Genomic DNA, 10848 nt, shown 5'->3' with positions numbered 1-10848 from the left:
CCCCACTCGCGCGGGGAAGACGCACCTAAATAACGAGGATGCTCTTGAGGACGAGAAACACCCCCACTCGCGCGGGGAAGACGCGCTTCTTTCCTCATATGCAATACCCTCCGCAGAAACACCCCCACTCGCGCGGGGAAGACTCCGGGCTTGTTTTTCGCCATATGGTACGGATGGGAAACACCCCCACTCGCGCGGGGAAGACTTCGTCAAAGCATTCCTGACACAAAGAACCCACAGAAACACCCCCACTCGCGCGGGGAAGACTGTGCGTGTCCGCATTCTTTTAAACTTTGAACAAGAAACACCCCCACTCGCGCGGGGAAGACTTTTATACTCAGCAAAAACTTCTTTTTTACTTAGAAACACCCCCACTCGCGCGGGGAAGACAATGCGACAAAACGATTGAAATTGACGAAACGAGAAACACCCCCACTCGCGCGGGGAAGACAGCAAAATATTGTGCTTTAGTTTTCTAAACACACAAGATATGGCAGCACTTAGACAGTTCCTTTTTTTTCCTGCACCAACTGTAAGCCACTTATTTCGATCAAAGAGCGCTTAGTATCTCCTATCCCCCGAATCTTATAACCAGGAGCTTTGTTTATTTTTTGAAAAACCATCAATCCGGACGCGACAGGACAATGCTTATATAAGTATTCCACAACATCATTCGCTACAGAATCCTTAATCCCTGAAACAAAAACATTGGGACGGGACTCTACAAACCATAATTTCATTCTACCCCGAACCGCCGGAGGAATATCATTTGCAAGTACTACGAGCATCTTTGTCTCCTTCCAATATATCTTGAATATCCGGCCCTATCCTGCCCAGTAAATCCATCTCAATAACTCTCTTGCGAAACACCGAAGCTACTTTTGCCCTATTGTAAATCCCCGCCATTTCCAAGGTCAAAGAAAAGGCAAGGTCAACGCAAAGATCTTCTTTGTATAGATCGGCTAAATCATAAACAAAAGGCAAAGGGCTTCCCGAATGGATAAATCCTATATGAGGCGAATATCCCATGCTATAAATAGCTGAAGTTAAAATACCATAAAGCGCCGCGTTTGCGGATGTTAAAACCTGATTGGTAATATCGCCTATTTCAAATTTTCCCGGCTGAAAACAACGCCCTTTCCAACCCACATTATATTTAACCGCATGCTGTTCGTACAACTGCCGAACACGATACCCCTCCATCCCCATCATTTCATTTAGGCTTTTCCCGGCAAGTTTTGCCAAGGGGAAGCGACGGGCAAACATCCGGCGCGCCACTTCTACTGATTTTTTTTTATCAGCGGCTAACAACATTTGTGTTCGCATATTGCGCGAATCTGCCGTTGGACTCTGCCCCACTGCATAAAACAATAATGAATCCTCGCCAACCCAACACACAGAACAATTTGCAGCAGCCATAACCTTAACAGCTTCATGGGTTATAGTCGTTCCTGGACCAAGTAAAACAGTATTAATCGTTGCAATCGGTAAGCGGACCACATTGCAATCGCAATCAATCCATTTAACACTGCTGTCATCTATCACCAAACGTCCTCGTTCTAAATATAAAAATGGATACTTGTCCTTTACTTGCGGCAGGTTTTCCCTTGTTATCTTAATCAGTAACCGGTTATTCCTCTCGTTTGCAAAAGAAGATATATCACTCATTTTTGAATCACCGTAACCCTTCTATCCCGATAACGCTTGGTCTCGCCAAACTGAACCGGAACATCATTTAAGGTCATAGTTTCACCATCATCATTTTGTTCCCCATCCACCACCTGAAAATCTTCAACAAAAGAACCTTTTTCCTGCGCGACCTCGCCGGCTTTTTGCAAAGCGGCTTTTTCACTTTCAAAGGTTCCCTGATAGATAAAATCCGTAGGCACACAATTCTTGCGCCCTAAATACAGGTCATAAACCGGATTTTTTAATGCTTCGGCAAACGAGACCGCAGATTCCGCAGGCACCTCTAAAACCACCGCAAACCGGGCGTCCTGAAGGTAATACCGGTAGGTCATTTTTGTACCACCACCTACTGCGGGTTTGCCATCACTTTTTTTAGGAATCAAAAGTGTTTCCCAGGGATTCTTGTCATCATAGCCGCTACCCACCATATGAAAATCCCTTAAAAGCGGTTCCCGATCCACTTTTATTGTTACCTCTTCTTTTGTTTTCCGGGTACGGACATAGGATACGACTGTTTGCCTGAGACTAGCCAGCGTTGCTAATAACTCTTTTTGTTCCCCAGACGCGCCCAACGCACAGAGCAAAAGCCCTGTTACGCCGGACTTAGTAGGGAAGGGGAGAGAGTCGCGTCTGCCGAATTTTGAATCCACTCCCCACGATTGCAAAGGCGCTTCCAGCCACAGCAACATAAAACGGGTGTTCATTTTTTAGTACCCCCCGCGATTGCATCCTTGATTGATTCAATAAGGTTATCGATATTGAATTCTGCTTCCTCTCCAAAATCAAAACTTTTGTTCTTCCCAAAGAGAGAGCCGGCAAGTTTTTCTTTTTTATCTAAATAATCGCACATTGCTTTTTTGCTGGGTTCCAGAAATCCTCCGTTTTGAGACTTAACAGCCGTTTCAAAAGGCACTTGTAAACGTTGCCCTGTACGCACAAAAACCTTTGCAAACTCCCATGGAGAAGCTCCGGACTGCGTGGTCTGGCGAGCACTTGGAACCGCAACAAAGAGTGCCTTTACAAAAGATTCCACGGATTCAGGGATATTTTGTCCCGCCAAAGTCTGCCAAAGCTGTCCAATATCCAGGCTGACATAACGATAATAAGTAGCAGAATTGAACTCCAGGCTTCCCATGTGGGCGGAACCAGGCTCTTCTGATTTGTCATCCAGAGCGGTAAAGAATTCCACTTCGTTAGTTACTTTATGGGTTGAAATGGCGTGAGCAAAAGACGCAGCGGCTTCGACATTAAGTTTTGCGGCTTGTGCGACCATTCGGCCAAAAAGAGCAATATCCAAAGCGTCTATATGTTGTTCAACCTTGCCAATTAGCTTTTCTACATCTTTAACCGGATTCTTTTTATCCTTAATTACCTCGTCGGGATTAAAATTATTCGCTTTAAACGCTTCTGCTAAAATATCAACCTCTTTAGGACTCAGAAACAAAAGGGTATCTGCCTTTTCACTACTTGCTGCTTCATCAACCTCATCCGCTTCCGCAGCTTTTACTTCCTTATCAGTTGCTTTCCCCTTTTTAGGTTTTTTATCATCTGCTTTTTTGATAAATATCTGTTCAATCTTATCGCCACAGGCTTTGGCTTGTTCCGGAGTTGCTCCATTGTCTTCGCACGCTTTGGCAATAAGCTTTCCGATGAGCTTTGTCCGGGTTCCAAGCGTAACTCCAAAATCCCGCATCGCAAGCCGTACCTGGCGCTTCCAACACTGGCTACTGACCCGGGCACGAGTCGTTCCGCCTACCACGGCCGTTTTAGGCGCTCCCACATCATCACGGTTTAAACACGTAACCGGGAAAGACTGCAAAATATGAAATTCTACGCGCACATTACGATATGGATTTGAACTTTGGTTCTGATTCTGGTTCATATTATTCCTCCTAAGTTTTTATTGTTAATACTTTCTGTTATTTCTGAATGGGTACAATCTGGAGCAATCCGAAACCAAACCCCTTTGCCCGCCCAATACCCTCCTTAAAGCTTTTTATAAAGGACTGCCTGTCAATTACCCTGAGCTTACCAATAAAAGTTGCCGAACCATGTGTTATCTTTTCCTCTTTGTTTTTATCAAACCTTCTAACGCCAATGCGGGTAACCTGCAAACTTTCCGGTTCAACTTCAAAGCCCAATGCAGGCGCCTTCCGGATAAACCATTTATGCAAATTCTCTATGCCTCGTATAGGCGTTGTCTTTTTAGATGGTCCGTTCCTTTGGGTTGGATTCACGATCACTTCAAAGCCGTAGTTATCCCATCGCAAGAAAGATTCCGGTATCTCCCTTGATTCAATCTCTCCGAATTCAGGGGCAGCAGGCTTTCGTTCAGAAAGAATTAATACCTGGCGGCAATTCCAGTCACCACCTTTATCTGCAAAAAGAAAATCCCGTGTCTCGTTATCTTGTTTAGGGAACAAAGAATAAACTATTCTGTGAATACTATACGCATCTTCAAGCTTCAGCGCCCTACAATCGGCGCGATTCAACCTAAGCACCGATGCTATCATTTTCCCTCCTTCCATAAAAATCAACCGCCCATTTTGCCTTTATTTTTTCACCGTCACCGAAATATATCAGCTCGTTGAGCAATTGCCCGTAACACAAACGAACGCCGTGAGAAGCAATCAAACTCAATAGCGGACGTAAAATAACACAGGCTTCTGCCGCTGAATCGCATGCAAGCAAACGACGCAGCTTGGATTTTGCGGAATCCGACTTATTTCTGTCTTCATAGCACTCCGCGATTGCTTTGCCGATTCCTAAAAATCCATCGGACGCAGGCTCAGCGCGGGCAATAGCCGCCGCCACTGCCGCGAATGGCTGCCGTTCCCAATCCTTATCAATATCACACCATGCAGCTAAGTATTCCCAGGACTGATATTCTGTAGCCGGATTGTCCGCCCGGCGCAAAGCCGCCCCAAATGCATTATCCTTTTTCATGCGCGCTAAAACAAATTCCATAAAGGATTGTCCCCGTCCCTTCTTCAATGTTTTGGTATTATCCATAAAACCTCCTTATTCGGCTAAATATTTTACTAAGTTAGGGCAATTTGCCGCCCAGGCGTCTAATTGACGCGCTGTATCTTTAGCACAATAGGTATTATATGCTTTGTTTACAAACCCGGCGAACACAACACGAAGTTTTTTCACCTCTTTCCCGGAATCGTCAGCACAAGCATCCACAAGTGTTTGAAACTTCCGTTCGCAAAGCTGCCAGAAAAGATTCGAGGCTTGCGCCGCCTGATTTTTACCTTCGGATTTCTGAGTCTTAAAGAATCCTATTGTTGCACCATAAACCGTTTTGGAAAGACCGTCCAAATCATCCATCTCGTGCTTAAGCTTGCCAAACCAAGCATCACCCAATGATGCGGTGCTTAATTGTATCTCAGATTCAACAAAATCATTTGTTCCGGAAACATATTGTTCTCCCGCATTGTTACTGACTCTTAGCCCTCCAGACCAAAGCCCGAATTCGATAAGAAATTTTTTTGCCCGTGGAATTCCTAACAGCAATTGCAGACAATCAAACACGCCTTTTTTTTCACTTCCCAAAAAAGAAAGCAATGCCGGCAACTGTCTCCACGGACGCTTTTCAGGATCTGCCCAAAGAACCTTCGGTTTAGAGGTAGAAAAATCAACCGCTACGCTGGCATCCACAACTCCGCCAGCGTAACCCTGATGAGCAATCCCTTCAGAATAATGGATTCCCTCTTCTGCCAAAAGGACAAACCGGGAAATCGGAATTAATCGTCCCATATAAGAATTCTTTAACGATTTAGCCAGAGGACAATCCTCACCTTGTGGCATTTTTTCCCAAGGGGGGATCCCAAAACCTTCTGGAAAAATTTTAAGTTCTTCCATGTTTTCTTTAGTAAGGTAATTCAACCATAGGGTTTCTTGCAAATATGTCCCCTGCAAAAAACTGTGCAAAAATCCAAAAAACCCAATGGAAGGGCCTGGTTTTCCCGTAGAAGGCTTTCCCTTGTCATTGGATTTGTTTTGATAGCCGGAAGAAAGAACCGCACTATTATCTGTTTTCTTCCCTCCCAATCCAAAACCCATCATTTGAACGACAAGGATTGCCTTTTCTGCGTCAGTCAATAAAACTTCCATCTGGCTCTGTGTCAATACAGTCGTATTACCCGTTGCAACCGAAACCTGAACTGCACCAAAACTCTGCACCTCCGCTTTTGCAATTGCAGGCATCTGCAAAAACGGTTTTTCACCATACAACCAAAAGAGGTCTTTCTTCGCCGTTAAATACGCTAAAGCCTTTTGGGCCATTCCGGATGCCCCTATGTTTTTCCAATCTTCGTCATCTTTAGGGGTATAAGCCGTTTGGGCAATCGACAGAAGCAGTTTGGTCAAGGCTATCTTCTGAACAGGGTTACCGCCCAAAGCGGAAAGACTGGCATCAGAAAAAATATCCGTAAGGCTCACCAAACCCTTTCCCGCGACAGGAATCCATGGCTCATCCACTAAATTAAATTTATTCGTCATCATCATTCCTTTCTTTCTTTTCAGCCCGATAACCCAAACAAGAATCATAATTTAAATTATAATCTTCTGACACATCTGAACATCCTATCCCTTGCAATTCATCACTGTCCAGCACAATCGCCACGCGAAACGGACTTTCTTCATAATCACCTAAGTAAACATAACCTCTTAGCCACTCAATTTGTCTTGTTTTTGCAACAGGTGCAAGATGAACCGGAACTGATACTGTATTCTTCAATAATTCGGAAGCCTTTTGACGGCGCGTTACGGCATCAGTAAACTTAGGCAGTAATAATTCGGAGCCGTCTAACAGCCGCAACAATGTTCCGCTCTCTGCCTGAACCTGTTTTTTTATCAATAGAACTTCTACCGATTCCGTTTCCGAATATCGTGTAAGTGCTTTATTTTCCGATAAAGTTTTACCGCCTCGGGAAACACCATACAAAGCAAGCCGGGACAAAGTCTCTCGTTTTGTTTCTGTTTCTTGCTTATATCTGGCCATAGTATCTTTTTCGTGGCGTTCTTTGTAGGTTGCCTCCAGCAATGGCCGAATTTCTCCAGGAATATTTACCGATGAAATACCCTGCCAGACTTCAAGTGTGCGGCAAAGAATATATGGACTATAAACCTTGGCTGACTTGCCAAGGCTTTTTTGATTTTGAACGGCGTCGTTTAAGCGCGGCGCCATAATCCAAACTTCGCGCTTGGCTTCTTTTGGGCGAATATCATCGTTTTCACGATGCCGCCACAACCGGCCTAAACGCTGAAAAAGCATATCAGTAGGGCAGAGGTGTGTCACTAAAAAATCTGCGTCAATATCCAATGATTGCTCTAAAACCTGTGTTCCTACTAAAATCCGTCCTTTTTCCTGGCGGGAATCCCGCCCCGCTTTACCAAAAAGCCCTGCCCATTTGCCTTCGTTTCTCCGGCGATCTATTTTAAGAAACCGTGAATGTAAAAGCCCGCAATCCAGGCCTATTTCCCTGGCTTTGGCGGCCAAAAGGCGATATCGCTTTTGAGCCTCATCAACAGTATTTTCAATCCAAAGGACTTGCTCCCCTCTCTCTGCCCGCTTGAGAACTTCGTTAACGGCGTCATCGTCCTTTAAAGAAATATAAATACTCACTTTAGACTCGTCCAATTTTTCCGTTTCTAATTCCTGCAGCACCCCTTCTTTGGTATATGCGGAAATGAGGGGATATGGAGAATAAGATTCTTTAGTATCTAAATTCTTGAAGGGTGTGCCCATTATAGAATGCCGTTGCTTATCCGTCAGCGTCGCGCTTAAAATAATAACCGTGCAGTGCAATTCACGGAGAGACTTCACAAGTTCATTCAGAATAGTTCCTGTATAGCTGTCGTAGCTATGCACTTCGTCCAAAATGACGACCTTACCGGCTAAGCCAAATGTTCGCACGAAACCGTATTTTACATTCATCACTGCCATTAAAGCCTGGTCAATGGTTCCCACGGCAAATGGAGCCAAAAGTCCGCGTTTGGAACTATTAAACCATGAATGGCCCGGAGACCCATCCTCTCCAAGTTCCGTATCGCGTAGCCATGCGGAACTATGCAAAAGTAAAGAAGAGCGGTGCGTATCAGATTTATCTAAAATTCCTTGAAGATTTTTTTGTAAATCACCTCCGAGGAATGATTTCATCCGTTCATGAATTTTGTCAGAAGTTAATTGCGTTGGGAGGGCAAAGTAAATACCTGTGGCGTCCCCTTTTTCTAAAATCCTGTAGGCGGCATAAAGCGCGGCTTCTGTTTTACCAATTCCCATCGGGGCTTCTAACACATAAACGCCCTGCATTTTTACGGACTCCACAAGGTGAGTTTGTACCCTGTAGGGAAAAACCCCAAAAACCTCCTTAAAAGTAAGCCCCTTGCGAATGATGGGCGCCACAAACCCTGCTCTATCCAAGGCTTCGTGAATATAATTCTTCCAGGATTCCTGATCCACTTCATCAAATAAAGAGCCGGAACCAATCCAATCCGCAACAGTGGTCAACCCTGCAAGGACATCCGAATGAAGAGCAGAGGACAGCATAGGCCAATCCACCTTCAAATTATCCTTCAAAATATTTATTAAATCCACCCGTTGTTTTTGCCAACCAGAGCCGCCATAAACCTCAGCATCAGAAGAATTGATACAGGGTGGGGTATCCCCATGATGTTTTCCCAGTATTTCAGGAATATATTTGGGGCAAGAACTTGCTGCTGCCTGACTGACACTGAAATGATAGCCATTCGTCTTATCTTCAGGGTTTGTAATCCCAAGAACTACTCCAATGTCACGATGAATCTTTTCCTGAAATTTAGGATTGACTTTACCCACATCATGAGCTGCTGCAATTAGCTCGCTCCCTTTTGGGAAAAGGCTTTCCCTAAGCCACACAGGAACCCGACTCAAAAGCGCCCGTGCCACATGCCCAACTATAAGGCAATGCGTTTCAACAGAGACGCCGGGTTTATTCCCTGACTTCAAACGGATGGTCTTTGCCAAGCAATCCTTTAAAGGAATCACCCGAACCTGCGATTTTTGCATATTTTTATTTTTCGGTTTCAACATATCTTCCCCTTTTTCAGAAAGGTAATATCCGTGCCCTCATAAATCCTAAGAAGATAAGTGGGTAGGATAAAGACAAACGTGACATACTGATCTATTTATTATGGCAGACGGGATTATACCGGAATAATGAAATTGCAAAAATATTTAATCATGGTTATTATTCTGTCTGCAAACAAGTGAGTAATATAAAGGTTTAGTTGAGCAAAGAACTATATACAAAAAAATATTTAGAAACGCTAATTCACTATTCAAGATGTAATATCGGCTAAAGTGGAAAGGTTAAATGAATAAATTAAGTGGTCGAAGTGAAAAGCAGTTTCAATTGATATTAATCATCCTGTTATCAATAAGCGCTTTCCTGGTTATCTGCTATGTTTATTGGTTTGGCCAAACACGTTATTTTACCATTGATGAATATCAATATGGCTGCATGACCCATCTTGTTTCACAGGGAAAATTACCATATGTCGATTTTTATGAACATCATCCCCCATTTAGTCATTTTTTACACGCCCTTATACTAAAGCTTAATAACGGCAATTTTCAGGAAAAGGCGCTTCTTTTAAGAAAAATATCATTTTCTTATTTGGTGTTGCTTTCTGTTTCACTGTTTTTCTATTTTTACCATGTAACCAAAAGATATTCTTATGCTTTGCTGGGCACTATTGTGCCGATTAGTGTCGGATTTGGCCTTCTTTCATCCATAGATTATAGGGCAGACTGTTTCGGCGCAGTCTTTTTAACCATCTCAATCCTTTGTATTGACGCAAACAAGCAATTGAAACGAAGGTCACTCGCCGCCTTATCAGGTATTCTGTTTGGAATAGCGATCTTTATGTCTCAGAAGTTTGTTTACTATGGAGGCATTGCGTTGATAATCCTTTTTATCAATGACCTGAATGTAAGATATCTCCGGAAGGAACACTTGCCTTGTCATTTGCCGTATCCAAAAACACTTATTATAGGGTTTGTTTCAGTTGTTGGAATTACACTCATTCTATGCGCGTGTTTTGGATTGTTGCCAAAAATGATTCAATTAACCTTCTTTGACGCCATAAAACACGAACAAGTATACCCTGCAATACATTTCTCAGCCTATCTTCACAATTATTTAGACCAGACGAAGATTTCCACGCTTGTACTTCTCTTTTTAGCGGTATATTTTTTGATAGACCTGCGAGACCTGCTCTGGTCTGTTATTTGTTTCTCCACTATTATTTCTGTTTTTCTGATAAAAGCCCAATATCCCTATAATTTCGTTTTCCCCTGTTTTATTTTAGGCATTTGCAGCTTGCGGGGAATGTATTGTCTGTCTCAAAAATTGTCTTTGTATAAAAACATAACCGTAAGCAGTATCTTTTGCCTGGGCATGTTGTTTGTAATATATAACCAGGTAATTTTTACTACTGGAAAATCCAATAATACGCATCAGTTGAAATTACTCGATAAACTCGAAAAAATATCATCAGACAATGACCGTTTTATTGATAATGCAGGTGGCGCTATGTTTTTAGAACCGGCAACCTATTTTTTCCAAAATGGCCTGGCACAAATGGAAATCTATAAAAAATATTTCTCCGAACAGATTATTTCAGATTATCGCAATTCCGGCGCTCGTTTTATGATATACGATGCACGGCAAAACAATTTGCCTAAACACGTCCGGGAGTACCTGAAAAATCATTATCTTCACATGGATGGAGATCTTTATGTATATGGCTTAAAACTTGAAACCAATCCTAAAGAAACAAGTAATTGTGAATTTGAAGTAATAAATCCGGGAGAATACTACTTCTTTGATAATATGGATATCCACGTTGCAGCATCACAGAACAATGCCGATGCAAATAAATTAGCTACTCCAATTTTAGAAATACCTGATCGCTGCCAAACGGAAAAAATTTATGCTGAGTACCGCGAACTAGCATTCCCTTCGGAACTCACCGTTGAGTTAATGAGTGCCTTGAAGTATGGAATACCTGAGTGGTTGAAAATACCACCTCTGCGAGCCTAATCCTCGTAGAGAAGTTTGTGCCTATGCGCACACAATGGAGCAATCCGTATGCGTAGAAAGATAGCAT

10 protein-coding genes are annotated in these 10848 nt (G+C 43.1%); 2 read left to right on the top strand and 8 right to left on the bottom strand.

Annotated features, from left to right (window positions below):
• Window positions 1-409, top strand: a 409-nt coding sequence (locus tag QZT26_RS14090; RefSeq protein ID WP_295103017.1) for a hypothetical protein, incomplete at its 5' end; no start/stop codon positions are given.
• Window positions 410-500: 91 nt separating this feature from the next.
• On the opposite strand, the gene cas2e is transcribed toward QZT26_RS14090, so the two are convergent.
• The 8 genes from cas2e to cas3 are packed head-to-tail and all read right to left on the bottom strand — an operon-like array spanning window position 501 to window position 8767.
• Window positions 501-788 (bottom strand): type I-E CRISPR-associated endoribonuclease Cas2e, encoded by a 288-nt coding sequence (gene cas2e / locus QZT26_RS14085; protein WP_295103016.1) that lies wholly within the window; start codon window positions 786-788, stop codon window positions 501-503.
• On the bottom strand, window positions 766-1668 hold the full coding sequence (gene cas1e / locus QZT26_RS14080; RefSeq protein WP_295103015.1) for a type I-E CRISPR-associated endonuclease Cas1e: 903 nt from the start codon (window positions 1666-1668) through the stop codon (window positions 766-768). The genes cas2e and cas1e overlap by 23 nt, the downstream gene beginning before the upstream one ends.
• Window positions 1665-2393, bottom strand: coding sequence for a type I-E CRISPR-associated protein Cas5/CasD (gene cas5e, locus QZT26_RS14075; protein WP_295103013.1), 729 nt, complete (start codon window positions 2391-2393; stop codon window positions 1665-1667). The genes cas1e and cas5e overlap by 4 nt, the downstream gene beginning before the upstream one ends.
• The gene (gene cas7e, locus QZT26_RS14070; RefSeq protein ID WP_295103010.1) at window positions 2390-3571 is read right to left on the bottom strand and encodes a type I-E CRISPR-associated protein Cas7/Cse4/CasC; all 1182 of its coding nucleotides are present in this window, start codon (window positions 3569-3571) and stop codon (window positions 2390-2392) included. Before cas7e ends, cas5e begins: the two co-directional genes overlap by 4 nt.
• Before the next feature lie 37 nt (window positions 3572-3608).
• On the bottom strand, window positions 3609-4217 hold the full coding sequence (cas6e, locus tag QZT26_RS14065) for a type I-E CRISPR-associated protein Cas6/Cse3/CasE (RefSeq protein WP_295103007.1): 609 nt from the start codon (window positions 4215-4217) through the stop codon (window positions 3609-3611).
• On the bottom strand, window positions 4183-4701 hold the full coding sequence (gene casB, locus QZT26_RS14060) for a type I-E CRISPR-associated protein Cse2/CasB (protein WP_295103005.1): 519 nt from the start codon (window positions 4699-4701) through the stop codon (window positions 4183-4185). The genes cas6e and casB overlap by 35 nt, the downstream gene beginning before the upstream one ends.
• Window positions 4702-4710: 9 nt before the next feature.
• Window positions 4711-6243 carry a type I-E CRISPR-associated protein Cse1/CasA gene (casA, locus tag QZT26_RS14055; RefSeq protein WP_295103003.1) on the bottom strand — a complete coding sequence of 511 codons (1533 nt, stop codon included), beginning with the start codon at window positions 6241-6243 and terminating at the stop codon, window positions 4711-4713.
• Window positions 6185-8767: a CRISPR-associated helicase Cas3' gene (gene cas3, locus QZT26_RS14050; RefSeq protein WP_295103001.1), complete on the bottom strand. Its 2583-nt coding sequence runs from the start codon at window positions 8765-8767 to the stop codon at window positions 6185-6187. The genes casA and cas3 overlap by 59 nt, the downstream gene beginning before the upstream one ends.
• A gap of 283 nt (window positions 8768-9050) precedes the next feature.
• Here cas3 and QZT26_RS14045 point away from each other — a divergent pair, with 283 nt between their 5' ends.
• Window positions 9051-10781 carry a hypothetical protein gene (locus QZT26_RS14045; protein WP_295102998.1) on the top strand — a complete coding sequence of 577 codons (1731 nt, stop codon included), beginning with the start codon at window positions 9051-9053 and terminating at the stop codon, window positions 10779-10781.
• Window positions 10782-10848: the final 67 nt, after the last annotated feature.

The sequence above is a fragment of the uncultured Candidatus Kuenenia sp. genome (assembly GCF_900696675.1).
GTDB lineage: Bacteria > Planctomycetota > Brocadiia > Brocadiales > Brocadiaceae > Kuenenia > Kuenenia stuttgartiensis_A.
The sequence above is the reverse complement of the archived record's forward strand: the minus strand, read 5'-3'. Positions and strand labels throughout refer to the sequence as shown.